At 62.2% G+C, this 22608-nt stretch carries 34 protein-coding genes; 23 read left to right on the top strand and 11 right to left on the bottom strand.

Annotated features, from left to right (window positions below; genetic code table 11):
• The first annotated feature begins 9 nt into the window (after positions 1-9).
• Positions 10-966: a winged helix-turn-helix transcriptional regulator gene (locus tag HY247_03340; GenBank protein QQG49356.1), complete on the top strand. Its 957-nt coding sequence runs from the start codon at positions 10-12 to the stop codon at positions 964-966.
• Here the strand turns inward: HY247_03340 and HY247_03335 are convergent.
• The 4 genes from HY247_03335 to HY247_03320 all read right to left on the bottom strand — a co-directional run bounded on the left by HY247_03335 (position 963) and on the right by HY247_03320 (position 3488).
• On the bottom strand, positions 963-1370 hold the full coding sequence (locus tag HY247_03335; GenBank protein ID QQG49355.1) for a 30S ribosomal protein S11: 408 nt from the start codon (positions 1368-1370) through the stop codon (positions 963-965). The two genes, HY247_03340 and HY247_03335, sit on opposite strands and share 4 nt — an antisense overlap.
• Positions 1371-1946: a 30S ribosomal protein S4 gene (locus tag HY247_03330; protein QQG49354.1), complete on the bottom strand. Its 576-nt coding sequence runs from the start codon at positions 1944-1946 to the stop codon at positions 1371-1373. It abuts the gene before it with no gap.
• Positions 1947-1949: 3 nt separating this feature from the next.
• Entirely contained in the window at positions 1950-2498 is a 549-nt protein-coding gene (locus HY247_03325; protein ID QQG49353.1) for a 30S ribosomal protein S13, read from the bottom strand.
• Positions 2499-2786: 288 nt separating this feature from the next.
• The gene (locus tag HY247_03320) at positions 2787-3488 is read right to left on the bottom strand and encodes a hypothetical protein (GenBank protein QQG49352.1); all 702 of its coding nucleotides are present in this window, start codon (positions 3486-3488) and stop codon (positions 2787-2789) included.
• Between the two features lie 173 nt (positions 3489-3661).
• Between HY247_03320 and HY247_03315 the strand changes: the two genes are divergently transcribed.
• The 13 genes from HY247_03315 to HY247_03255 all read left to right on the top strand — a co-directional run bounded on the left by HY247_03315 (position 3662) and on the right by HY247_03255 (position 12408).
• The gene (locus HY247_03315; protein QQG49351.1) at positions 3662-4300 is read left to right on the top strand and encodes a DNA-directed RNA polymerase subunit D; all 639 of its coding nucleotides are present in this window, start codon (positions 3662-3664) and stop codon (positions 4298-4300) included.
• Positions 4297-4650, top strand: a complete 354-nt coding sequence (locus HY247_03310; GenBank protein ID QQG49350.1) for a 50S ribosomal protein L18e — start codon at positions 4297-4299, stop codon at positions 4648-4650. Before HY247_03315 ends, HY247_03310 begins: the two co-directional genes overlap by 4 nt.
• Positions 4640-5080, top strand: coding sequence for a 50S ribosomal protein L13 (locus HY247_03305; protein QQG49349.1), 441 nt, complete (start codon positions 4640-4642; stop codon positions 5078-5080). The genes HY247_03310 and HY247_03305 overlap by 11 nt, the downstream gene beginning before the upstream one ends.
• On the top strand, positions 5080-5508 hold the full coding sequence (gene rpsI / locus HY247_03300; protein QQG49537.1) for a 30S ribosomal protein S9: 429 nt from the start codon (positions 5080-5082) through the stop codon (positions 5506-5508). The genes HY247_03305 and rpsI overlap by 1 nt, the downstream gene beginning before the upstream one ends.
• Before the next feature lie 9 nt (positions 5509-5517).
• Positions 5518-5730 (top strand): DNA-directed RNA polymerase subunit N, encoded by a 213-nt coding sequence (locus HY247_03295; protein ID QQG49348.1) that lies wholly within the window; start codon positions 5518-5520, stop codon positions 5728-5730.
• A 12-nt stretch (positions 5731-5742) separates the two neighbouring features.
• Complete coding sequence (locus tag HY247_03290; protein QQG49347.1) at positions 5743-6435, top strand: 30S ribosomal protein S2; 693 nt, start codon at positions 5743-5745, stop codon at positions 6433-6435.
• Between the two features lie 9 nt (positions 6436-6444).
• A complete protein-coding gene (amrB, locus tag HY247_03285) occupies positions 6445-7293 on the top strand; it encodes an AmmeMemoRadiSam system protein B (GenBank protein QQG49346.1) in 849 nt (282 codons plus the stop codon).
• Positions 7290-8219 carry a mevalonate kinase gene (gene mvk, locus HY247_03280; GenBank protein ID QQG49345.1) on the top strand — a complete coding sequence of 310 codons (930 nt, stop codon included), beginning with the start codon at positions 7290-7292 and terminating at the stop codon, positions 8217-8219. Before amrB ends, mvk begins: the two co-directional genes overlap by 4 nt.
• 20 nt (positions 8220-8239) lie before the next feature.
• Positions 8240-8950, top strand: a complete 711-nt coding sequence (locus HY247_03275) for an isopentenyl phosphate kinase family protein (GenBank protein ID QQG49344.1) — start codon at positions 8240-8242, stop codon at positions 8948-8950.
• Between the two features lie 55 nt (positions 8951-9005).
• Positions 9006-10007, top strand: a complete 1002-nt coding sequence (locus tag HY247_03270) for a polyprenyl synthetase family protein (protein QQG49536.1) — start codon at positions 9006-9008, stop codon at positions 10005-10007.
• Positions 10001-11722, top strand: coding sequence for a glutamate--tRNA ligase (gltX, locus tag HY247_03265; protein ID QQG49343.1), 1722 nt, complete (start codon positions 10001-10003; stop codon positions 11720-11722). Before HY247_03270 ends, gltX begins: the two co-directional genes overlap by 7 nt.
• A 90-nt stretch (positions 11723-11812) precedes the next feature.
• Complete coding sequence (locus tag HY247_03260) at positions 11813-12193, top strand: 50S ribosomal protein L7ae (protein ID QQG49342.1); 381 nt, start codon at positions 11813-11815, stop codon at positions 12191-12193.
• Positions 12190-12408 (top strand): 30S ribosomal protein S28e, encoded by a 219-nt coding sequence (locus HY247_03255; GenBank protein ID QQG49341.1) that lies wholly within the window; start codon positions 12190-12192, stop codon positions 12406-12408. The genes HY247_03260 and HY247_03255 overlap by 4 nt, the downstream gene beginning before the upstream one ends.
• Before the next feature lie 123 nt (positions 12409-12531).
• Here the strand turns inward: HY247_03255 and HY247_03250 are convergent, their stop codons facing one another.
• Positions 12532-13260, bottom strand: a complete 729-nt coding sequence (locus tag HY247_03250) for a hypothetical protein (protein QQG49340.1) — start codon at positions 13258-13260, stop codon at positions 12532-12534.
• A gap of 138 nt (positions 13261-13398) precedes the next feature.
• On the opposite strand from HY247_03250, the gene HY247_03245 reads away from it, so the two are divergent.
• The 7 genes from HY247_03245 (at position 13399) to HY247_03215 (ending at position 19149) form a co-directional block, all read left to right on the top strand.
• On the top strand, positions 13399-13581 hold the full coding sequence (locus HY247_03245; GenBank protein ID QQG49339.1) for a 50S ribosomal protein L24: 183 nt from the start codon (positions 13399-13401) through the stop codon (positions 13579-13581).
• Positions 13578-13997: a nucleoside-diphosphate kinase gene (gene ndk, locus HY247_03240; GenBank protein ID QQG49338.1), complete on the top strand. Its 420-nt coding sequence runs from the start codon at positions 13578-13580 to the stop codon at positions 13995-13997. Before HY247_03245 ends, ndk begins: the two co-directional genes overlap by 4 nt.
• 29 nt (positions 13998-14026) lie before the next feature.
• Positions 14027-15820 carry a translation initiation factor IF-2 gene (gene infB, locus HY247_03235; GenBank protein ID QQG49337.1) on the top strand — a complete coding sequence of 598 codons (1794 nt, stop codon included), beginning with the start codon at positions 14027-14029 and terminating at the stop codon, positions 15818-15820.
• A 62-nt stretch (positions 15821-15882) separates the two neighbouring features.
• Positions 15883-16242: a 30S ribosomal protein S6e gene (locus HY247_03230; protein QQG49336.1), complete on the top strand. Its 360-nt coding sequence runs from the start codon at positions 15883-15885 to the stop codon at positions 16240-16242.
• A gap of 83 nt (positions 16243-16325) precedes the next feature.
• Complete coding sequence (locus HY247_03225; protein ID QQG49335.1) at positions 16326-16784, top strand: Lrp/AsnC family transcriptional regulator; 459 nt, start codon at positions 16326-16328, stop codon at positions 16782-16784.
• Positions 16785-16825: 41 nt separating this feature from the next.
• Entirely contained in the window at positions 16826-17512 is a 687-nt protein-coding gene (locus tag HY247_03220; protein ID QQG49334.1) for a hypothetical protein, read from the top strand.
• Entirely contained in the window at positions 17509-19149 is a 1641-nt protein-coding gene (locus tag HY247_03215) for a hypothetical protein (protein QQG49333.1), read from the top strand. Before HY247_03220 ends, HY247_03215 begins: the two co-directional genes overlap by 4 nt.
• On the opposite strand, the gene HY247_03210 is transcribed toward HY247_03215, so the two are convergent.
• Positions 19131-19286 (bottom strand): 30S ribosomal protein S27ae, encoded by a 156-nt coding sequence (locus HY247_03210; protein ID QQG49535.1) that lies wholly within the window; start codon positions 19284-19286, stop codon positions 19131-19133. The genes HY247_03215 and HY247_03210 overlap by 19 nt on opposite strands.
• Positions 19287-19408: 122 nt before the next feature.
• Entirely contained in the window at positions 19409-19747 is a 339-nt protein-coding gene (locus HY247_03205; protein QQG49332.1) for a hypothetical protein, read from the bottom strand.
• A 109-nt stretch (positions 19748-19856) separates the two neighbouring features.
• Between HY247_03205 and HY247_03200 the strand changes: the two genes are divergently transcribed.
• Positions 19857-20189, top strand: coding sequence for a hypothetical protein (locus HY247_03200; protein QQG49331.1), 333 nt, complete (start codon positions 19857-19859; stop codon positions 20187-20189).
• A gap of 12 nt (positions 20190-20201) precedes the next feature.
• Positions 20202-20468, top strand: a complete 267-nt coding sequence (locus tag HY247_03195; protein ID QQG49330.1) for a hypothetical protein — start codon at positions 20202-20204, stop codon at positions 20466-20468.
• Here HY247_03195 and HY247_03190 read toward each other — a convergent pair.
• Genes HY247_03190 through HY247_03175 form a run of 4 tightly spaced genes read right to left on the bottom strand, consistent with a single transcriptional unit; the run spans position 20454 to position 22606 of the window.
• On the bottom strand, positions 20454-20975 hold the full coding sequence (locus tag HY247_03190) for a DUF359 domain-containing protein (protein ID QQG49329.1): 522 nt from the start codon (positions 20973-20975) through the stop codon (positions 20454-20456). The genes HY247_03195 and HY247_03190 overlap by 15 nt on opposite strands.
• A 4-nt stretch (positions 20976-20979) precedes the next feature.
• A complete protein-coding gene (locus HY247_03185) occupies positions 20980-21165 on the bottom strand; it encodes a DNA-directed RNA polymerase, subunit E'' (protein QQG49328.1) in 186 nt (61 codons plus the stop codon).
• Between the two features lie 3 nt (positions 21166-21168).
• Positions 21169-21750, bottom strand: coding sequence for a DNA-directed RNA polymerase (locus HY247_03180; protein QQG49327.1), 582 nt, complete (start codon positions 21748-21750; stop codon positions 21169-21171).
• A gap of 40 nt (positions 21751-21790) precedes the next feature.
• Positions 21791-22606 carry an NAD+ synthase gene (locus HY247_03175; GenBank protein ID QQG49326.1) on the bottom strand — a complete coding sequence of 272 codons (816 nt, stop codon included), beginning with the start codon at positions 22604-22606 and terminating at the stop codon, positions 21791-21793.
• Between the last annotated feature and the right edge of the window lie 2 nt (positions 22607-22608).

The raw sequence follows: 22608 nt of genomic DNA, 5'->3' as shown, positions 1-22608 counted from the left end.
TCAGCCGGTGTGCACAAGGAAAAACTACTCTTCGACCCCAAGGGAGGAGACGGCCTCGCCAAGAGAGTCCTGGTCGCAGACAGGCCTGACGGCTTCCGTCCCGCCTCCAGTAAGGTGGGTCAGAAGATTCTCGAGCTCCTGGCGGGCGGGCCAAAGTACCCGGCGGAGGTCGCCCGCGCCCTGGGCGTCCACCACCAGACGGTGTACTACCACATCGGCAGGCTCGAGAAGGCGGGCCTGATCGCCCGGGTGAAGAGCGAGTCGATCCGCGGGGGAGAGGCCAACCACTACGCCCTCTCCGCGGACGGGTACGCGGTCGAATTCCCTGTGGAGGGGGAGTCGATGCCGACCCTGCAGTCGTCCTCGAGGTCCAAGTCGCTGGGCCGGTTCTTCAGGGAGTTCTTCTCCTCCGGGGTCTTCGACGGATGGATCGTCGTCGGCTCCCCCCTCCAGCACGGGGCGACCGGCACCCAGGCGAGGGACGGGCACTACGCCGTGCAGCTCGGGTTCGCACTCGGCCAGTTCGTCTCGCTCCCCCAGACCTTTCCAGTGAAGCTCGACGTCGACCTCAGGGCGGAGAAGCTCCTGGGGCACAACCTCGTAATCGTCGGAGGCCCGAGGACGAACGTGGTGGCCGAGGAGCTGAACCCCAGCCTGCCGATACGATTCAAGGCGGGCGGCTTCTGGGGCTCGATAGTCGATGACAGGGGCGCCACATACTCCTCAGAGCTCGACTGCGTCGTGGCCAAGGTCAAGAACCCGTGGGATAGCCAACGGACATGCATCCTGGCGGCTGGCCTCACGGGCGCGGGGACAAAGGCGGCCATCATCGGGATCTGCAACTTCGCCGATTCGCTCTTCCAAAAGTACAGGGACGGAGACTACGCTTCTGTGCTCAGGGGAGCCGACAGAGACGGCGACGGAAAGGTCGATTCAGTCGAGATCTTGAGGCAGGCTCGGGCCTAGGCCCTTCTTCCTCTTCGGCCGCCCTTCTTCCTTGTTGTGTCGTGCGGAATTGGGGTCGCGTCCTCAATCCTGCCTATCTTGAACCCGGCCCTCGCGATGGCTCTGATCGCTGCCTGGGCTCCAGGCCCCGGCGTCCTGGGCCCGGTCCCCCCGACGGCCCTGACTTTGATGTGGACCGAAGTAATCCCCTTGCCCTTGGCCACCTCTGATGCGGCCGAGGCGCTTCGCATCGCAGCGTAGGGGGACGACTCGAACCTGTCAGCCTTCACGTGCCTGCCGCCGGAGGAGAACGCGATCGTCTCCGCCCCGGTCAGGTCGGTGATGTGTACTATCGTGTTGTTGTAGGAGGAGTAGACGTGCACTACGCCCCACCTCTCGGTCAGGACCTCTTCCTCGGTGGCCAACTAGCTCGCCTCTGCCTTCTGCTCCGCCGCCTGCGGCTCCGCTTCGGGATTGGGAGCGGGTCCCTCGGACGGGGCGGGTGCCGGTGCCGCGGGCGCCTCCTTCTTCGGCATAAGCAACATGAGCGTCGCCTCCTCCTTGTGCCGAACTTCATACCCGGGGATGGTGATCGTCCTCTTCCCCAGGGCGACATGCCCGTGGACTATCAGCTGCCTGGAGTGCAGGGGCGATAGGGCCATCCCATTCTTGAACACGAGCGTCTGGAGCCTTCTGGCGAGCATATCTTCCACCGTCAGGCTGAGTATGTCGTCCAGCGAAGCCCCCTCGGTCACGAGCCCGCGCTTGTAAAGACTGTCGAGGAGCTTCTTCTCTTCGCGCAGCCTGACGGCCTCGGTCGCCGCAAGGAGGGTCCTCGCCTGCTTCCTGGCGGAGCTTAGCTGCGTCTGAGCCTTCCAAAGTTCCCTCTTGTTTCTGAGTCCGAAGGTTCCGACGAGGTACAGCTCCTGGGCCAACTGGTCAGCCCGCCAAGGGCTGCGCGGCCTGTTGTACTGCTTCCTCGCCTTCTTCGGGTCTCCCAAGAATTACTTCTCTTCCTTAGCCGTCGCCGCAGCCTTTGCGGCCGCGACCAGCGTGGCCTTCCTGACCCCGACGGTCCTTCCCTTCCTGCCGGTCGTCCTCGTCCTCTGGCCCCTGACCTTCAGACCCAGGCTGTGCCTTACTCCCTTCCAACTCTGGATGTTCCTCTCGTCCTCGATGTCGTTCCTCTGGATGAAGTCGAGGTCGGACCCCAGGAGCTGCTTCGTCTCCCCGGTCTCCGGGTCGTTCCTCCTGTTGTAATACCACTGCGGCAGCTGCCCCTGCGAAGAGGCCTGAATCGCGCGTTCCACGTCCTTGATCTGCTCGTCTGAGAGCGTCCCGAGCCTTACCCGTGGGTCGAGGCTGAGACTCTTGGTGATAACGTTCGCGAAATTGTACCCTACGCCTCTCAGGTCCGAGAGCGCTATGATTAGCTTCTTTCCACCTTCGAGGTCCTTCCCTGCGATCCTCACGAGATGCCTGAACTCAGCCGCGGTCGACAATTTCCAAACCTGCCCGACCGCTTTGGGATATAAGTTTTGAAGGGCTCTCATCATGGGACGGCGGAGATGCCAAATTGGTCGACGGTCCAGACCGCCGCGGCCTTGTTCATTCTTGTTGGGGCCTTCGTTGTGGGGTTAGGGCTTGTTCAAGAGTGCCTAACCAGTTGCTCGCCCTACGTCGGTCGCTGTTGCATCCGCAGCTGACGATACCGCTACTCGTCGCTGGGACCCTCATCATGGTCCTCTCGGAGGCTGTACTCGGACTTGCGTCACACAAGGTCAGTCAAGCCGTTTCTGTTGCAGCCTCTCCGACCCGTCGGGGCTGATGGCGCCTCCGGCCTAGGGGTTGGAGATCGCATTCCCGCCGACCAGTTCGAGCGACTGCGTCCCAAACTGGAACTTGACCAGGAACCCGGAGGACTCATCGTACCAGAAGATCCATCTCTCGCTTCCAAAGGCGCCGGTCCGGTCCAACTCCGCCCTCAGGGTCACACACTGGTGCCCTGCGACGACGAACGTGTCGCGCGCGACAATCGGGACGCTCTCTGACTTTTGCCCAGTATCGTATCCAAAGCCGATGGGCACGCTGGAAGAGATCCCCAGGCCCTTCGGAATCCACAGGAAGAAGGAGCTGTTGATGAAGTCCGGGGAAGAGGGATCCAAGAACCACGGTCCGCTGTACCTCACGTCCGCCTTCTCGACCAGCCGCGAGTCCGTCCCGACAACGAACCAGTTGGTCGCATTCACTGAATTGTCAGAAGTGCCTGCGTGGAAGAGCCCGGTCACTTTGTTCGTCAGGTTGACGCTGTCCGCGGAGACCTGCGAGAACCTGAACTCCCATCTCATCGACCCGCCCTGCCCGGAAGAGAAGTTGTACTCCAAGTACTTGCCCTGAAGGGATTGGAACCTATCGCCCGATGCCGCAGGTCCGCCGCCGAGGCCATAGTAGTATCCCAGGTAAGCCGTAGTCGCGACCACAACTGCCACGACTGCGAGCCCTGCAAGGGCCGCCCTCCCCTTGGAGATGCCCCTTCGCTTCATCGGCCCCCGAGGATGCTTGCCTTGTGTTAAGGGTTGGGCGGACGACGGTCTGGGGGCAGACGGGGGGTTGAAACGCCCCAATCGCCTTCCAAACCTTTTTAACCAGAAAAGAAACCGCAAGCTAGAAGCGGTACGTCTCATGGGCAAATATTGCAACCTAGCAGGTGTGGTCGATGGTTAAGGTCAAGCTCCTAGAAGAGACTACGGACTCTGTAACCCTCCAACTGGAAGGAATCGACCGCTCTTATGCCAACGCCGTTAGGCGCTTTTGCATCGCAGAGGTACCCGCGATGGCGATAGACGACGTGGTGATCCTGGAGAACTCCTCAGTGCTCTACGACGAGATACTCGCCCACCGCCTCGGCATGGTCCCGATCAGGACCGACCTCGAAAGATACAACCTTCCAGAGGACTGCGACTGCGGCAACCCCCTCGGGTGCCACAAGTGCCGGGTCCTCTTCGTCCTCGACGCCAAGGGCAAGGAGAAGATCACGATAGTAACCTCGGGCGACCTGGTCTCAGAGGACAGGGAAGTCAGGCCCGTCAGCGAGAGCATACCCCTCGTGAAGCTCGCCGTGGGGCAGTCTGTCAAGCTCGAAGCTTACGCGCGCCTCGGAAGAGGCAAGGAGCACGCGAAGTGGCAGCCGTGCACGGTCGCAGTCCTCACCGACGGCAAGAACGAAGGCACCTACAACCTGATGGTAGAGTCAGCCGGGGGTCTCCCCGCGGGCAAGATAGTCCTAAAGGCAATCGACCTGCTCGAGAAGAAGCTAAAACAGATACAGGTCTCGGTCGCGGCAGGCTCGTCATGACCTCGGCAAACCCGCTTCTGCGATACGCCTCGGTGATGCTCGAGCGCGCGGCCAAGGAACAGAAGGCCCCGATCTGGGGCGTAGCATCTCGCCTCCTCTCAGGACCGACGGAGAACCGCGTAGCGATCAACCTCGGACGCCTCTCTCGTATCGCCGCCCAGGACGGCGCTCTGTTCGTCCCCGGCAAAGTCCTCGGTTTCGGCAGCATCGACAAGAAGGTGGTCGTGGGCGCTTTTTCCTTCTCCTCCAGCGCGAAGTCAAAGATCGAGTCGGCGGGAGGGACGGCCCTCACTGTTGAGCAGTTCATCAAGAAGTACCCGAAGGGCAGCGGAGTCAAGCTTGTCAAGTAGTGGCACGACCTACGTCGACGCGACCAACCAGATCGCGGGGCGCCTCTCCTCCAAGGTGGCCAAGCTGATCCTCTCGGGGAAGAGAGTGGTGGTCGTGAACGCAGAGAAGTCGCTCCTCTCCGGTTCCAGGACCGCGGTTATCAACGAGTGGAAGGAGAAGCTCGAGATCGCAAGCAGGGTCAACCCGATCTACGGCCCCATCCACCCCCGAAGGCCTGACAACATCCTACGTAGGATGGTCAGGGGCATGGTCCCCCGCAAGAAGCCGAAGGGCAGCCTGGCCATGAAGAGGCTCAGGGTATACATCGGCGTCCCGCAGGGAGTCGACGCGGCGAAGCTGATGCAGTTCCCCGACTCCACGGCGTCGCGCCCGATCCCAGTGTACGTCACCATGCAGGAGCTCTCCAAGAGCCTGGGGTGGAACGACTAGTGGTCGCCTCAGCGAAGCCCGCGGTTAAGAAGGCCCCCAAGCTCTACTCAGGTGCCCGCAAGACCGCAAGGGCCACGGCCGCAATCACCCTCGGGGCCGGAAGGGTCCGAGTCAACGGCACCCCGGTCGAACTGTGGGAACCCGAGCCTGCGCGCCTCCACCTCCTCGGGCCGATCGCCGTCGTCTCGGAGCTCAGGGAGAAGTACGATATCGACGTCAGCGTCTCTGGCGGAGGCTTCATGGGCCAGGCCGACGCAGCGGCCATGGCGATAGCGAGGGCCTACGTAGACCAAGTCAGGGGCAGTGAGTACAAGGACAGGATGAACGCGTTCAACAAGTATCTCCTCTCCGGGGACCCGCGACAGGCGGAGCCCAAGAAGTTCGGCGGACCGGGAGCGCGCCGCAAGAGACAGAAGAGCTACAGGTGATTTGAGAGCATGATGATCCCTATCCGCTGCTTCACCTGCGGGCGCCTTATCGGCGAGAAGTTCGTGACCTTCCAATCCAGGACCAAGTCGGGCGAAGATCCGGCCAAGGTACTCGACGACCTCGGGCTCAAACGATACTGCTGCCGAAGGATGCTCATCTCATCAGTGGACGTCATCGACCAGGTCCTGCCCTTCTTCAGCCGCAAGGCGGACGTCCAGTAGGGCGATCTGTCGATGTCCCAGTTCGAAGACGACGAGGCGGGCTCCGAAGACACCATCGTTGCGGGGAACCTCTCAGAGAAGGCCCTGCTTGCCACCGGCATCAGGATCGGGACCCCGGTCCGGACGAAGAGCATGGAGAAATTCACAGCGAAGCCGAGGCCCGACGGGCTCCACATGATCGACTACCCTCAGACCCTCGACCGCATAGAGGTCGCGGGGAAGTTCATCGCGAAGATCGGCGCCCAGAACACTGTCGTCTACACCAGCCGGGAGCACGGCACCATGGCGGTCGAGAAGTTCTGCGAGGCGACTGGCGCGATGAAGAGGATCGGGAGGTTCATGCCAGGGACTTTCACGAACCCGCTCTACCCCGGCCATCTCGACGCGGAGCTGGTGCTGGTCGCCGACCCGATGTCCGACACGCAGGCGATAGTAGAAGCCGGCAAGCTGGGAGTCCCGGTCATCGCAGTCTGCGACACTGACAACATCACCGACGACGTCGACCTGGTCATACCGGGAAACAACAGGGGACGAAAGGCCATCGCGGCCATCTTCTGGCTGCTCGCAAGGTCGACTCTCGTCAACGCGGGCCAGCTGGCCCCTGACGCGCCGATGAAGTACTCGATAGAGGACTTCGAGACCAAGATCGACGAAGAGCAGAAGGCCGAGATCCTAGAGGAACGTATATCCGAACGCCGCGACTAGCGGCCACGCTTGCCCACCCGGAAGCCTGCGGTCGCCGGTTCATTCTATCCCTCCGACCCCTCCGAGCTGACCACGATGATCAAGGAGTCATACCTCTCCCCTCTAGGGCCCGGAAGGCTCCCGCCGGACGATCCTGCCAAGATTGACGCGGTCGCCGTCGTATCGCCGCACGCCGGATACCAGTACTCGGGCGCGATCGCGGCGCACAGCTACCTGCACGCCTCTTCTCTGAGGGACCCAGACCTCCTAGTGGTCGTCGCGCCAAACCACTACGGAGTGGGGAGCGGGGTCTCGACCTTCGAGTCCGGTCTCTGGGAGACGCCCCTGGGGGCCCTTCGGGTCGACACCGAGGCCGCCTCCAAGCTCGCCGACGCCTGCGACCTCGTCTCCTTCGAGCCGGAGTCGCAAAGGATGGAGCACTCGCTGGAGGTACAGCTTCCGTTCCTGCAGCACATCTTCGGGGACGCGGTGAGCTTACTCCCCGTTTCCATGCTCCTCCAGGACCAGGCCACGGCCGAGTCGGTCGCCAGGGGCCTCCAAGCAGCTGTCGAAGGGCGGAGGCCTGTGATCGTCGCCTCCTCCGACCTGACGCACTACGAGCCGGACGAGTCCGCGAGGCGAAAGGACGGTGCCCTCCTCGAGGAGGCTTGCGCGCTGGACCTCGACGGCTTCTACTCCACCCTCGCCGAGCTCCAGGTGACCGCCTGCGGGTATGGCCCGATCGCGACCGTCGTCTCCCTGGCCCGGGCCCTAGGCCTCAAGAGGGGGGAGCTCCTCAAGTACGCGACCAGCGGCGACACGACCGGCGACAAGCATCAGGTCGTGGGGTACGGTTCATTGAGATTCGTAGCATCATGATGGCCATCGCCGAAGCTCCCGCCAAGGTCATCCTCACCGGCGAGCACTTCGTAGTCCACGGCGCCTGGGCACTCGCAGCCGCGGTCTCAAGGCGCTCTCATGTCGAGGTCTCGAAGGCTGACAGGCTCCACATCCACTCGACAAGGTTCCCGGGCCCCCGCCGCGCCCCTCTCCTTCCCGCGTACAAGGTCGTCGAGGCCATGGCGCGCGAGCACTCTTTCCCCACGGGCCTCTCGGTGTCGATCTCTTCAGAGATCCCCGAGGGCGCGGGCCTGGGCTCCTCAGCCTCGACGCTGGTCTCCGTCGCAGCGGCGGTGGCGAAGCTCCAGGGAATCAGGCTCACCCCCGACGAAGCCGCCCGCTGGTCGATGATAGGCGAGAAGGAGGTGCACGGCAAGCCCTCGGGCATTGACCCCGCGATCTGCTCGCGGGGAGGCGTCCTCCTCTTCAGGCCGGGCGAGAAGCCGAGGCCGGTCCGTCTGGACTCCCCCAGGTCTCTCCTCGTTGCCTATACTGGCGTAACAAGGAGCACGAAGCGCCAGATCAGCAGGGTCTCCGCAGTCAGGGAGATGTTCCCTGCCCTCTTCGCAGGCCTCACAGAGTCAGCCGGGGAGATCAGCCTCCTGGCCGCCCAGAAGCTCCGCGAAGGAGACATCAAGTCCCTCGGCCGGCTCCTCTCCTTCAACCACGCTGTCCTCTCCACCATGGGGGTCTCGAACGCCTCGCTCGACCGGCTCGTGGACCTCTTCCTCTCCCTCGGGTCCTACGGCGCCAAGCTGACCGGCGCCGGAGGGGGCGGGAGCGCGGTCGCGGTCGCGCCCAAAGGAAAGGAAAAAAGCATAATCTCGGGCCTCACCGCGCGAGGATTTGACGCGTTCAAGACGGAGATTCCGGTCAGGGGTGTCCAGAGCTGGCTAAGACGGTAGTCGCCAAGCTGGGTGGCTCGGTGATAACCGACAAGTCCAAGCCCTACTCCTACCGCTCGGACGTCGTCTCGGCCCTCTCCGAGGAGATAGCTTCCTCCGACGAGAACGTCGTAGTGGTCCACGGAGGCGGCTCCTTCGGGCACGTCCTAGCCCACCAGCACGGGATCTCCTCGACCCCTTCGGAGGCCTCGCCCCATGGCGTGGCCAGGACCAGGGCTGCGATGTACGAGCTCAACCAGTTGGTCTGCAGGACGATGATGGAGTTCAAGGTCAACCCCTACCCCTTCTCCCCCTTCGACGCCGCCGGCAGGGCCGGGAAGGCGGAGCTGGCCAAGTGGCTGAGGGACCTCCTCAAGAAGAAGATGACCCCCCTTACCTTCGGGGACGTGACGACCTCGGGGAACGGGTTCAGGATCCTGTCGGGGGACCTAATCGTCCTCGAGCTGGCCAAGAGCCTCCTCCCTGAGAGGTGCGTCTTCGCCCTCGACGTGGACGGAGTCTACGAGGAGAACACGAGCGTGATCATACCCGAGCTCTCCCCCTCCAAGATCCGGAAGATGAAGGTCGACGCGGGCGACGACGCGACCGGAGGGATGAAGTTGAAGCTTGACGTGGCGGCCCGCCTCGCGACGCTTGGGTCCAAGGTCTGCTTCGTCTCAGGCTATCGCAGGAACGAGTTCTCGAAGGCCCTGAAGGGGCTCGAGTTCTACGGGACAGTGGTCCGATCCTGACCCCGAGCCGACCGGTGCCTCCCTCATGAGCGACCTCCAATCAGAGATGAAGCGAGTGAAGGGGCGGGTGGACCAGCTCATCCTCACCGACCTTCTTCCAAAGTCGAGCCCGGTCAAGGAGGTGGACCTCCTCTACGGAATGATGCGCGACTACCCTGCCCGGCCGGCCAAGGGGATGCGCCCCTTCCTCTGCGTGACGACCTGCCGCGCCGCGGGTGGGACCGAGGACTCCGCACTCCTCACAGCTGCCTGCATCGAGCTCTTCCAGCACTGGATACTCATACACGACGACATCGAGGACGGCTCCGAACTCCGCAGGGGCGAGCCCTCCCTCCACCGCAAGTTCGGCGACGCCCTAGCAATAAACGCCGGGGACGCACTCCACGCACGCATGTGGGGGGCCCTCCTCCTCAACAAGGACAGGGTCGGGATGGAGACGACTCTCAGGGTCATGGAGGAGTTCGCGAGGATGGTCAACGAGACGACAGAGGGACAGCACATGGAGCTGGGCTGGGTGAGGAACCGCCGCTGGGACCTGACCGAGGCCGACTACTTCCAGATGTGCAGGAAAAAGACCTCGTGGTACACCGTCGCCTCTCCTTGCAGGCTCGGCGCGATAGTCGCAGGCGCGGGCCCCGAGGCCCTTGAGGCGCTGGAGGACTTTGGGATCAAGCTCGGGGTCGCCTTCCAGATCCAGGACGACGCGCTGAACATAGTCGGCGACCAGAAGAAGTATGGCAAGGCGACCTCCGACGACCTCCTCGAGGGGAAGCGGACCCTCATACTCCTGCACCTCCTCAAGGTCGCCTCCCCGTCAGAGAGGGCTCGGCTGACCGAGATCATGAACAAGGAGAGGGCTGACAAGACCCCCGAGGAGGTCTCCTATGTTCTGCAGCTGATCGAGAGCCACGACGCCGTAGGCTACGCCAGGAAGCGCGCCACAGAGCTGATGAAGGAGGCGACGGCGTCGCTAGGGACGGTCGACTGGTCGGCGGACAGGGAGGCGGCCGCCCTCCTCGGCTCCTTCGCGAGGTTCGCGGTCGATCGGGAATGGTAAAGGGCCAGTCCGAGCTGCGGGAAGAAGTCCTCGCGGCCCTCGAGAAGGGGGCCCTCCTCAACGCAACCAAGCACGCCGGCAAGGCCGAGGTGGGAGCCGTCATCGGGCGCGTCCTCGCAGAGTTCCCAGACCTGAGGTCCAACTCTGGGGCAGTGGCGAAGGCCGCCCAGGCCTCGGTGCAGCAGGTCAACTCGATGTCCTCGGCCCAGCAGGCCGAGCTCCTCGCACGGAAGTACCCGGAAGCGGACAAGCCTGCCCAGAGGGAGACCAGGTCGGGCCTCGACCCCCTCCCCAACGCGGTCAAGGGGAAGACCGCCTTCCGCCTCCCCCCCGAGCCATCCGGGTTCATGACGATCGGGCACGCCATGGCTTTCACCATTAATTTCCTCTACAAGGAGATGTACGGCGGACAGCTCTGGCTCCGCTTCGAGGACACCAACCCCCGGAAGGTCCAGCCTCTCTACTACGACAGCTTCAGGTCGGGCGCGAAGTGGCTCGGAATCGAGTGGGACCACGAGAAGAACGTCTCCGACGACCTCGAGATCGTCTACTCGCACGGCAAGAAGCTAATCGAATCAGGGCACGCCTATGCCTGCTCCTGTCCGCCCGAGAGAGTCAAGCAGCTACGCTTCGAGGGCAAGGCATGCGAGCACCGCGAGACTCCCCCCGAAGCGAGCCTGAGAACCTGGGACGAGCTCCTCGCCAAGAAGCACAAAGAGGGAGAGTACGTGATCCGCTTCAAGGGCGACATGCAGAGCCTCAACTTCTCCCTCAGGGACACCAACCTCTTCAGGACCATCGACCATCCTCACCCTCTGACGGGGACAAAGTACTCCCTGTGGCCCACCTACGACCTCGCCAACGCAGTGGAGGATGAAGTCTGCGGGATCACTCACATCCTCAGGAGCTCGGAGTTCAGGACAGAGCTGCAGCAGCTCCTCAGGGAGGCCCTCGGACTCAGGACGCCGGAGGTCATACAGTTCTCGAGGTTCAACTTCAAGGGGACGCCCGTGTCGAAGCGCCTCCTCCGCCCCCTGGTCGAGCAGAAACTCGTCACGGGCTGGGACGACCCCCGCATGCCCACCGTGGAGGGGGTCAAGAGGAGGGGTATCATCCCCGAGGCGATCAGGCAGTTCACGCTGCTCGTCGGGTACACGAAGTCCGAGCACGAGTACGACTGGAGCATCCTGCTGTCCCTCAACAGGAAACTCCTCGACCCAGTCTCGAAGAGAATCTTCTTCGTCCCAGACCCGGTGGAGCTCACCGTCCAAGGGGCTCCCGAGCGCGACGCCAACATCTCTTTCCACCCGCAGAACGACCTCGGGTCCAGGACTATACCCACTCGTGGGGTCTTCTTCGTCGCCAAGCCCGACCTCGCGGCCATCAAGGAGGGGACTCTCTTCAGGCTCATGGACCTCTACAACGTCAAGCTGAAATCTTCGGGAGCGAAAGCCACAGGGGATTACGCAGGCGACGAGCTCATCGACGGCACCAGGAAGTTCCAATGGGTGACGCCCGACCACGAGGAGGTCAGGGCTCTTTCGCCCGGCGCCCTATTCGACGACGCTGGAAACTTCGACAAGGAGAGCCTCAAGGTACTTGGAGGCTTCGCGGAGGAAGCCTACTCCAGCCTCAAGGTCGGTGAAGTGGTGCAGCTCCCCCGCATCGGGTTCGCCAGGGTCGACTCGCCCGGGGTCTTGGTCCTCAGCGGCTAGGGAATCCAGCTCACAGAGGCCCAACCGCCATCAGACCCGGTCAAGGTTTATCTACGCCCCAAAGACCCCGACTTTTGGGAGATATGCAAGATGACCCCCAAGCCGTACTACATCAAGGTCGACACCCCTAAGGAAGTCTCTGAGGCAGCCTACGAGGTCCTTCGACAGGCATCTCGTTCCGGAAAGGTTCGGAGAGGGACAAACGAGGCCACGAAGGCAATCGAGCGCGGGCTCGCTAAGCTGGTAGTCATCGCCGAGGACGTCACGCCGCCCGAGGTCGTTGCCCACCTTCCGATACTCTGCGAAGAGCGCAAGATTCCCTACGTGTTCGTTCCCTCCAAGGACCAGATAGGCCCAGCCATCGGGATTGACGTCTCGACCGCCTCAGCAGCGGTCATCGAAGCTGGCGAAGGAGCCCAGATCCTCGAGCAGGTGACCCAGGAGCTGGCGAGGCTGAACAAGGCCGCATGAGCAGCAAGAAAGAAGTCGAGAGCCTAACCCCGGCTGAGGTCGTCCAGATCGTCGGAAGGACGGGGGTCGCTGGGGAGATTACTCAGGTCAGGGTCAAGATTCTGGAAGGGAAGGAGAAGGGCCGGATTCTCACTAGGAACGTAAAAGGACCCATTCGGCTCGCGGACGTGCTAGTTTTAAGAGAAACTGAACGCGAAGCTCGGAAGCTGAAATGAGCTTATTTCGCTAATCTAAGGCTAGAATAGGCCTCATCCTGACTTTCAAGGACCGGAAGGCTCCCAAGAGACGACAAAAAGCTGATTTTCAGTTTTGGTGTCTCCGCGAAGTCTCAATACTAGCTATCTACCTGCTCCTTGATCATACGTCCTCAGAAGATCCGCGGCGACCCTTGACTTCTGCGGATGCTTCAACAAAGTGCCGACCCTTTCGAGCCATTTCTTCTTCCCTCCAGAGAGGATCTCAATCAAGTAGGAGTTCTTCCTCGTAACGATGGTCACGCCGTGAGTTTCATGCTTGCGTCCTCTGTGGCTGCTCAGTCGAGTCCTCACCGAACTGGGCTCTAGCCTGATCTGGGAAACCAAGGAGAGTCTGGATATGCCCAGGAGCCGCCTGTCCGAGTTGACCATCGCGAAAATCCTACCGTGGGGTGACTCGATTGGGACAGGCGGAAGTAGGCTTCCTTCGGCATCGCTGATTCCGGACTGGAAGTGTGGCGCCAGATCCTCTTCCATCGCAACAGAATGCATCGAGTCATACCTTGGCTGCATCATGTCATCGAAGAAGGCTCGCCTTATGAGCGTAGAATCCAGAGCAACCGTATGTTGGGGGTTGTCAGATATGTTTCGAGGTCTCGTGTACGCTCGCCAGCCAATCCTGTTCTCCAGAGCAATTCGCTTCACAAGGTCGACCAGCGAGTCCTTGAATTCTTGGTTCGAAGTGACGACCCTGATTTCGCCCCACTGCGGATAGCCATCTCCGTAGGCCAGGCCTGCGAATCTTGCGAGCTTGGTGTCGACGAGGACCCCAGCAGGCTTGTCGTATAGTGTAGAATCTAGCTCTATTACCAATCGTTGACTGAAGAGAGGAGAATTCTTAACGCCCCTGCACGACGAAATTGTGAGACTCGTCTGGGCGCTTAGGCCTCTCACAGTTTTTATATGAACGCCCAAAGGGGTTGAAAAGAAACACGGGGTAGGTTGTTTGAATTGTACGTTCCAAAGAGATGCGCTTTCTGCGGCAAAGAGGTCCGTCTCGGCTCCGGCATCCTTTTCGTGAAGAACGACGGCTCCACCCGCTCCTACTGCTCCTCCAAGTGCAAGGTCAACGACATCAAGCTTGGCAGGGACTCTCGCAAACTGAAGTGGGCGAGGAGGCAGAAGGGCCAGTGAGCTCTGGGTCTGAAGACACACTCGTGGTAGTAAAGCCGGACGCAGTCAGGCGGGGATTGGTCGGCGAAGTCTTGGGTAGGTTCGAGGCCAAGGGTTTCTTGATCAAGCGCCTTCACATGACGACCATGTCAAAGTCTCAGGCGGAGAACTTCTACGGCGTCCACAAGGACAAGCCCTTCTTCGGCGAGCTCGTCAGCTTCATCTCCTCCGGTCCTGTCGTGGGGGCCGTCCTCTCGGGGCGGGACGCGGTCGCGACTGTGAGGCGCATGGTCGGTGCGACCAAGAGCTGGGAGGCTGCAGCCGGGACGGTCCGTGGGGACCTGGGCCTTGGCCTGACCGACAACGTCATCCACGCCTCAGACTCCGCAGAGAGCTTCTCCAAGGAGCAGGCCGCTTTCTTCGGGACAGCCGGGTGAGGACGCAATTCTAAGAGGCCTGGCCCTACATGCCAGATTCGAAGCAGCACCTGCGGCAGCCCGTAGTAGTCGTCCTGGGTCACGTTGACGCCGGGAAAACGACTTTGCTTGACGGACTTAGGGGCACAGCCGTCCAGGCGCGCGAAGTGGGCGGGATTACTCAGGAGATAGGCGCGTCCTTCTTCCCCCTGGAGACGCTCAAGCAGATCTGCGGGCCCCTCCTCGACCTTGCGGGGGGGGAGCTGGAGATCCCCGGGCTCCTGATGATTGACACGCCCGGGCACGCCGTCTTCTCCAACCTGCGCCTCCGCGGGGGCTCGGCCGCGGACTTTGCCATCGTGGTAGTGGACGTCCTCAAGGGCCTCGAGAACCAGACCCTCGAGAGCATCGACATCCTCAAGCAGCGGAAAGTGCCCTTCCTCGTGGCTCTGAACAAGGTCGACATGATAGTGGGGTGGAAGAAGGGGAGCCAGGGCGCGCTCCTCCCAGTCTTCAAGGAGCAGCCACCCTCCTGGAACGACGAGCTGGAGGAGAGGCTCTACAACGTCGTCGGGGGCCTTTCGAGGCTGGGCTTCCAGTCAGACGCCTACTACAGGGTCAAGGACTTCAAGCAGCAGGTCACGATCGTCCCCATCTCCGCGCGCAGCAAGCTGGGAATCCCAGAACTCCTCGCGGTCCTCATCGGCCTCTCCCAGCAGTTCCTGAAGGGAAAGCTCCAGCTGGCCGAGGAGTCGAGGGGCGCCCGGGGGATCATACTCGAGATGCAGGAGGAGGTGGGAATCGGCGAGACCGCGAACGTGATCCTCACCGAGGGGAGGCTCAAAGTAGGGGACTCGATCGCACTCGTCAGGAAGGACGGCGCCTTCAAGTCGAAGGTGAAGGGCCTCTTCATGCCCAAGCCCCTCGACGAGATGCGCGACCCGAGGGACAGGTTCACCCAGGTCGACTCCGTCACCGCGGCGGCCGGGGTCAAGCTGGTCTGCGTCGACCTCGCAGGCGTCGTCGCCGGGACCACCGTCGCCTCGTTCAAGACCGACGGCCAGTTCAAGGCCCTGAGGTCGGAGATGGAGAAGGAGCTCTCGAACATCGTGGTCAGGACCGACAACATGGGGGTCATAGTGAAGGCGGGCAGCGTGGGCGGCCTCGAGGCGGTCCTGAGGATGCTGGAGGAGAGGGGCGTCCCCGTCAGGCAGGCAGACATCGGGGACATCTCGAAGAACGACATCGTGGACGCCCAGGTCGTCGGCGACCACGACCCGTACCTCGGGGCGATCCTCGGGTTCGACGCCAAGGTCCTCCCCGAAGCGAAGGAGTTCGTGGGCGCTGTCCCGATCTTCGTCTCGGGCATCATCTACGAGGTCATCGACAACTACGTCAACTGGTCGGTGGCGAAGAAGGAGACGGACGAGCGCGCGGCCCTCTCAAACCTGACCCGCCCGTGCAAGCTGAAGGCCCTCCCTGGATCGTTCTTCAGGCGCAACGACCCTGCCGTCTTCGGGGTGGAAATCCTCGCCGGGCGCCTCAGGCCCAAGGTCAAGCTGATGTCGGCCGAGGGCGTCGAGCTTGGGACCGTCGAACAGATTCAGGACTCGGGGAAGAGCATCCTCGAGGCGAAGATGGGGGACAAGGTAGCAATCTCCGTCGACGGGCCGACCCTCGGAAGGCAGGTCAAGGAGAACGACACCATCTTCACCCTCCCGCGGAGCCACGAAGCCCGACTCCTGAGGACCAAGCTCCTGGGTTCGCTCACGGAGGACGAGCGCGAGGCCCTGGACGAGATCATGAGGATAAAGTCCCCCTCGGACCCGATGTTCGGGTTCTAGGCGCCCCCGAGTCGGTCGCGGCGGGTAGTGCTTATATCCGGTCGGGATTCGGAGGGCCCGGAATGGCTTCGTTCAAGCTGGTGCTCTCCGACCCGAAGACGGGCAAGTCTGAAGTCGCAGAGCTCAAGGACGCGACCGCCCAGCCTCTCATGGGGCGCAAGATAGGGGAGGTCGTGGACGCGACCCTCCTGGGTCTGACCGGGATGATCAAGATCACCGGCGGCAGCGACAAGGCCGGCTTCCCGATGCGCTCCGACGTCCTCGGAGGCGGGAAGAACTACGTCCTCATGAGCGCAGGCGTGGGGTACAAATCAAAGGAGGGCGGCTCGAAGAAGAGGCGCCTGGTGAGGGGAAACACGGTGACCGAGGAAGTCTATCAGGTCAACGCGATGCGGACCGAGCAAGCGGCCAAGACCGCGTAGAGCGGTTCCCTCTACCTCAATTCCTCGAACTCCTTCAAGAAAGTAGAAATATATCCAAGAAACCCTACAGCCAAGTCAAAAACATGGCCCGCCTCGACGATTTGGACATGAAGATTCTCTCAGCCCTGTACGCGGACGCCTCGATCTCGGTCCCCCGACTGAGCAAGCAGATGGGGGTCAACCTTTCGGTGATGTACAGCAGGATCAAGCGGCTAAGGAACAGGGGGATCATAGAGAAGTTCACAGTGATAGTCAACGAGGACACCCTCGGTATGAGGGCCGGGGCCCTTGCGGGGCTAAACATCGACCCCAAGCAGAGGGACAACATCCTCAAGGACATCGAGAAGACCGAGGGGGTCAGGCTCATCCGCGAGGTGACGGGGCGTTTCGACATTATCGCCAACCTGAAGGGGCAGTCCCTGGACGAACTCCACCGGGCCGTCTACGACGTGATAGGAAAGATCCCAGGGGTCATGCACGCGGAGATATTCATGGAGGTCTCCCAGCGGATTCCGCCCGTGACCTTCAAGATCAAAGAGTGACGGACTAAGACTCATAAGCATCTGGGGGCCGTCGCGCCCAGTTGGACCCTCTGATCCTCTTCGACCAGGCCGTGGCCCAGGGGAAGGTCCCTCAGCCGATGGCGAAGAAGGTCCGCCTGAGGCTCAAGCTGGTCGCCTCCGCGGTCGCGAGGGTGGAGAAAGCGAGCGGCATCAAGTATCCTCCGTACTACATCGAGCCGACTCTGCCAGTCTCGAAGGGCGGCGCCGAGTACGGCCAGATGGGAGTCATGTTCGCGAGGGTCATTCCCACCACCGGCATGGGGGGTCTCACGATACTGGTCCAGTTCGCCGCCGCGCTGGTCGCCTTCGGGACGAAGGGCACGATCGACGCCGTGGCGGCGCACGAGTTCACTCACTATGTGGACCTCGTCCGCAAGCTTAGCAGGTCCAACGTGGTCAGCGACGCGCGCGCCACGACACTCTACGAGGCTTCCTTCGCCGACTCCGAGCGGACGGTCCCGGCTAAGCTCGTCTTCACCGAAAAGGCCCTCGTCGGCCTCGTCACCAGGAAGTTCAAAGACGGGCTCTACGACAAGAGCCTCAACAAGAAGGCGGGCGACATGTGGATCTCGAAGAACCTCCCCCTGCGCTGGGTAGGCCCCGAGGAGAACGTCGTCAGGCTCTCGATGGAGTCCGTGTCCGGCGCCCGCTTCGACCCCGCCGTCCTGGCAAGGGTTGCGCTCATCGAAGAGAAGATGAAGAATTGAGGCTCTCCGAAGAAGAGCGCGAGACCCTCTCGAAGCTGGGCACTGCCCTGGTCGGCAAGTCCTCGATCTCGGGCATCTGCGCCTACGGCTCGAAGGTCGCCGGCTACGCGCGAGGAGACTCCGACTACGACCTGATACTAGTCTGCAAGAGGTTCCGCGAGGGTGTCAGGTACAAGTACGTGGACTCCCCCGTCCCCGTTTCAGCGCTCATCGTCGACGAGGAGCTGCTCTGGGAGGACGCACGCACCTCCTACATGGGAGAGTTCGTGGCCGGAAGGTTCCTCAACGCCTACGAGCCGATCTCCAACGAACAGCTCTTCAGGGCGGTCGAGCTGGAGTACAAGAAGCGGGTGCTGATGGAGGCCCTGCTGGAGCTCTCATCCGACTACGGCGACTTCTCCCGTCACCTCCTCGTCCCCTATGACTACTTCCTCTTCTACAAGCTGAGCAGGCGGGCAGCCCTCTACCCGCCCGCTACCTACAGCTACGTGCAGACCTACACCTGCCCTCTCGGGAGCGAGAACAGGGCCCAGTCGATGGCCGGCTTCGCTGGGGCCGCGGCCTCTTTGAGTGGGAGGGCTTTCCTGAAAGTCGGGCCCGACGGCGTGCGGGTTGTCCCGGAGAAGCTCCGTGGAGATGCCTTCACGAAGGCGCAGTCGATCTTCACGGGCACTACGCGGGGCGTGACGCAATACGCCATTCACGGTTACGCAGGTCGGGTCGGGCTCGGAGTCTTCAGGAGGGAGGCCCAGTCCAAACTCAAGAGAATGCGCGAGAATCCGCCGCCCCTGCTCGAGCTGGAGCGTCCCCGGTCTCTCCTCCGACTTGAAGAGGGCAAGGTCATCCCTGACGCGTCGCTCCTCGAGAAGCAGCTCGCGGGCCTCCTGGGCTTTGACAGGTACTCTACCAAGGAGAGGTTCATCGGAGAGCCCTACTCGACCACGCGGGTCCTTACCTTCAGGGACTCGGGGCGCGAGGCTTCGGTCGTGGTCAAGACCTACACGGACGTGAGGTCCTTGAAGTGGGCCCTCCTCGGGATCTGGGCCTCCGCGACGCAACGGTTCAGCATGGCTCCGATGGCGAGGCTGGACAGGGAGTATGGGATGTCCCTCAGGCTCAAGGCCGCGGGCCTCTCCGTTCCATCGGTGCTGGCGGTCGCACCGGAAGAGCGAGTACTGGTCAAGGAGTTCGTATCCGGCCCTACCCTCGCCTCCGTCATCGACTCGGTCTTCAAAGGAAAGGAGGACGGGCTCGCCCACGTCTCTGCGTACGGGGCCCTCCTTGCGTCCGCCCATGAGAAGGGGCTCGCGATTGGTGACGCGAAGGCGAGCAACGTGGTCGTGTCCGAGAAGGGCCTCTACCTCACCGACCTGGAGCAGGCCCAGCCCTCAGGCGACAAGGCCTGGGACCTTGCCGAGTTCTTGTACTACACCTCCAAGCTCTCGGTCAAGGAGGATGCGATGAGGAAGGTCGCCGAGTCCTTCCTCCAGGCCTACGTCAAGGGGGGCGACAGACCCAGCGTGGCCAAGGCGATGAGCTCGAAGTACTACAGGCCCTTCCAGCCCTTTCTGACGCCCGGGATGGCGAAGATGCTCAGGGAGACGATGGGCGCCTATGCCTATGCCTTGGTCGAGTAAGTCGTGTACCCGCAGTGCCCGCACGTGTGCCTGCTCTCGTGCTGTGCCATGAAGTAGCCGCGGCCGCACCTAGGGCACTCCTTCCTCAGGCGCGACAGGTTCTCCCCGTCGACCTTGTAGAGCTTGTAGACCTGGATCCTCCTCTTGGGCGCCTTCGGCTTGACCTTCTTCTCAGGCTTCTTCTCCTCTACGGGGGCTTCCGGGGCCGCCGCGGGGGCGGGCGCTGGCGCGGGCGGAGGAGCCGGCTGCTGCTTCGACACTACTTCTTCGCCTCAGGGGCGGGGGCCGCCGCCTTCTTCCTCTCCTGCTTGAGCTTCTCTCGTTCTTCCTTGGTCAGCATCCTCTCGTCAAGGTAACCGCGATGCAGCTTCTTCTTCGAATCAGCAGAACCGTAGACGTAGAACTTCGCCACCACGTCGGTAGTCCCCGACTGCCCGTCCATCCGCACCAGAGCGACGTTCTCGGCGGGGACGCCCATCTCCTTTGCGAGCGCCTCGATCGCCTCCTTTCTTGAGACACTTCCGGCCTTCCCCTCCATGGGCATCTCTACGTACGACCTGTCGAGCACCTTGGAGTCCCATTTCTTCTGTGCCTGCACCTTGGTCGCCCCGCTTTGTTCGGGGATATTAACTTGCTCGACCAGACGGTGTCCAGTTACTGCGAGGGCCTCAGCTCAGACTTCCTCCTTCGGCAAGGCCCCAAAGCTTATGAAAAAGCATGAGCCATGCGTCCCCGTGTTCGACGCCTTCGCGGCGCTCTTGGACATACTCTTGGTGGTCTTGGCCCTGGGTGCCTCATTCTTCGCGCTTCAGGTGAGGGCGAAGTTCAGCGGGGGCCTGATGGCGAAGCCATGGCGGGATATCGCGTTGGCGCCCCTGTTTTACGCCGCAGGACAGGTGGGTCAGATCGCCAGGCTGGCGGGAAGCGACCCCTTGCTCGACACCGTCGACTTCCTGTTCTACGCCGGATTCGTCTTCCTGCTCCTCTACGGCTTCTTCGAGTTCTACTCGGTCTGGAATCCGAAGGGGAGCCAAGAGTGATGAGCGCGAGGCTTGGCCGCTAAAAGGCAAGAATCTGACCAGAAGGACGCTTTTGCGCCCGCAGCACGGGCGGCTCTGGAGCACCTCTTCGGAAGGGGAGGCATGGCAAGCGTCCTCTTCTACACTGGGACCCCTGAGCTCCCTTCTTTTGAGGAGAAGCTCAGGGCAATCTTCGGCGATGGAACTTGGCTCATAATGAAAGAGCTACGGGCACGCCTCCCGCTCTCCGAGGGGCGACTTCCCTCCGACGGAGAGACGAGCAGCTCAGCGAAGGTCTGAGACGCCCATCTCGGACAGGATCCGCCTGTTCCTCGACTTCGACAGTGAGTCTGCCCTCACCGCGACTATCCCCTCTCCCGGCTGGCCGTAGAACACGACCGCAGAGACCGGCGCAAGCGCGATGACTGGGATCGCGAGCAGGTCCTCCTCCCCGTCCACAAACAGGCGAGCGGGCTTCTTCCCTCCTAGGGCATCTCTGACTCCCTCGATGGCCTCCTGCGACAGCGAGCCGGCCGGGTTCTTCACATTGACCTGCCTGGCGAAGGGGACTTCCGGGGGCTCCCTGTTTACCCTGTTCTCCTTCGAGTCCACGACCTGGAGGTCGGGCGCCCGGCCCATCCCCCAGACGGTCTCGGTCACCCTGTCGCCCACGGTGATGACCATCGCCGGCTCTTCCACGGCTCTCTTGAAGGCGGTCCCAGTCAGCTCGTCGGCCTCAAAGAGTCGGCCCAGGGGCTTCGCGAGCGACGACCTGAGGCTCTTGGGGAGCTTGTAGACCTTCGGCAAGAGGTCAGCTGACCTTGAGGGCGTACCTGCCGGCCTTCGCTATGCCCAGGGTCTTCGCGACCTGGGACTTCTCGGCGTTGATGATTATGATGAGGCCGGACCACTCGTTACTCAGCTCCGTGGAACCGTCGTTGGGGCAGGCCTTCTCGTTGGTCAGCATCCTGCACTTGCGGCAGGCCAGCTCCTTCAAGCCCTACTTCGCCCTTTCCTCGACCTTGCGCGCCTTTGCCGCCTTTACGATCTCTTCGTCGATCCACTCCAGGGCGCCCAGGAACGGCTGCCTGCACGTCACTCCGATCTTCCCCATCGAGATCCCGTGCCCCAGGCTCACCGCCGTGATCCTCACCCTGACCTTGCTCCCGACCCTGAGGGTCTTCTTGCTCTGGGAGGCGGTGATGATGCCAGACTTCACGTCGCTCGTCAGATAGTCGTCCATGATCTGGCTCAGGTGAAGGAGGGCGTCAGCCGGGCCGATCCTGACGAAGGCCCCGAAGTCGGTCACCTCTACAATCTCGCCTTCTACGAGCTCCTGCTTCAGCGGGAAGAAGCTGAGGACCTCGAACCTGACCCTGTGGTAGGTTGCCCCGTCTCCTGCTATGATCTTCCCGACCTTGTCGACCTCGACCTTGGTCACCAGGATCAGGTATCCGTGGTCCGGGTTGATTGTGCTCTCGTACTTCAGTTTCAGGAGCTCCAGGGCGACCTTCTCGAGAGGCGAGCCGAACTTGTCGGGCGGAACGCGCACAACATCCTCTAGGTTGACTAGCTCAAACATGAATGCTCAGGATTCGGCACCTCGCTTCGAGTAGGAGATATTAATCTTTGGTAGAGATGAGACGAAAATTCTGGGCCGGGGAGAGGGAGGGTGGCATCCGCCTCTTGTGCTCGGACCTCTTGTTCATCCGAAGCGCTTCCTCCACCACGGCTACGGGGACCTCGGCCTTCTTGGCTACTCTCGACTTTGACAAGTCTTCATCAAAGAGGCAGTACAGTACGAGGTCCAGCTTTTCGTAGGGCGCCGGCAGTTCGTCCTCCGCCTTGTGTCCCGTCCACAGCTGAGGGGACGCGGGCTTTTCGACCACCCTCTTCGGGAGGCCCATAGACTTCCCGAGGGCCCTGACTTGAGTCTTGTAGAGATGGGCGATCGGGAGGAGGTCTACGCCTCCGTCACCCCACTTTGTAAAAAACCCCGACTCCACCTCAGAGCGGTCTCCGGTCCCCAAGACGAGCAGGTTTTTCGAGTTCGAGTAGTAGTAGAGGACAGTCATCCTGGCCCTCGCCTGCAGGTTCGCCTTGGCGAGTTTGGTTCCTTCAAAGTCTGACGCCCCCTCCAGAGCGGCGACAATCCCTCCAATTGGGATCTCGTGGGATCTTATCCCCCAGCCCCTGGCCAGCTTCCTCGCGTCTTCCACGTCCGCCTTCGGCGTGCTCGCCGAGGGCATGAGGAGCCCGGTGACTCGTTTCTTCCCCAAGGCTTCGACCGCTATTGCCCCTGCTACGGCCGAGTCCACCCCTCCGCTCAGACCCAAGACCACTCCCTTCGCCGCGGCCCCGCGCACGATTCGACGAACGAACGAGGCTATCCTTTCTTTCTCGCTGTCGGCGTCGAACGCAAGCGGGCCGATGATCATCC

This window comes from archaeon, assembly GCA_016432545.1.
Lineage (GTDB): Archaea > Thermoproteota > Nitrososphaeria > Nitrososphaerales > Gagatemarchaeaceae > UBA183.
This window is presented reverse-complemented; position numbering and strand designations above follow the sequence as displayed.

What these genes read in the sequence shown, in the direction of transcription:
- HY247_03325 (QQG49353.1), bottom strand. Translation starts at nt 2,498, where the DNA reads ATGAGAGCCCTTCAAAACTTATATCCCAAAGCGGTCGGGCAGGTTTGG.
- HY247_03320 (QQG49352.1), bottom strand. Translation starts at nt 3,488, where the DNA reads ATGAAGCGAAGGGGCATCTCCAAGGGGAGGGCGGCCCTTGCAGGGCTC.
- HY247_03315 (QQG49351.1), top strand. Translation starts at nt 3,662, where the DNA reads ATGGTTAAGGTCAAGCTCCTAGAAGAGACTACGGACTCTGTAACCCTC.
- HY247_03310 (QQG49350.1), top strand. Translation starts at nt 4,297, where the DNA reads ATGACCTCGGCAAACCCGCTTCTGCGATACGCCTCGGTGATGCTCGAG.
- HY247_03295 (QQG49348.1), top strand. Translation starts at nt 5,518, where the DNA reads ATGATGATCCCTATCCGCTGCTTCACCTGCGGGCGCCTTATCGGCGAG.
- HY247_03290 (QQG49347.1), top strand. Translation starts at nt 5,743, where the DNA reads ATGTCCCAGTTCGAAGACGACGAGGCGGGCTCCGAAGACACCATCGTT.
- mvk (QQG49345.1), top strand. Translation starts at nt 7,290, where the DNA reads ATGATGGCCATCGCCGAAGCTCCCGCCAAGGTCATCCTCACCGGCGAG.
- gltX (QQG49343.1), top strand. Translation starts at nt 10,001, where the DNA reads ATGGTAAAGGGCCAGTCCGAGCTGCGGGAAGAAGTCCTCGCGGCCCTC.
- HY247_03260 (QQG49342.1), top strand. Translation starts at nt 11,813, where the DNA reads ATGACCCCCAAGCCGTACTACATCAAGGTCGACACCCCTAAGGAAGTC.
- HY247_03255 (QQG49341.1), top strand. Translation starts at nt 12,190, where the DNA reads ATGAGCAGCAAGAAAGAAGTCGAGAGCCTAACCCCGGCTGAGGTCGTC.
- infB (QQG49337.1), top strand. Translation starts at nt 14,027, where the DNA reads ATGCCAGATTCGAAGCAGCACCTGCGGCAGCCCGTAGTAGTCGTCCTG.
- HY247_03230 (QQG49336.1), top strand. Translation starts at nt 15,883, where the DNA reads ATGGCTTCGTTCAAGCTGGTGCTCTCCGACCCGAAGACGGGCAAGTCT.
- HY247_03225 (QQG49335.1), top strand. Translation starts at nt 16,326, where the DNA reads ATGGCCCGCCTCGACGATTTGGACATGAAGATTCTCTCAGCCCTGTAC.
- HY247_03200 (QQG49331.1), top strand. Translation starts at nt 19,857, where the DNA reads ATGAAAAAGCATGAGCCATGCGTCCCCGTGTTCGACGCCTTCGCGGCG.
- HY247_03180 (QQG49327.1), bottom strand. Translation starts at nt 21,750, where the DNA reads ATGTTTGAGCTAGTCAACCTAGAGGATGTTGTGCGCGTTCCGCCCGAC.
- HY247_03175 (QQG49326.1), bottom strand. Translation starts at nt 22,606, where the DNA reads ATGATCATCGGCCCGCTTGCGTTCGACGCCGACAGCGAGAAAGAAAGG.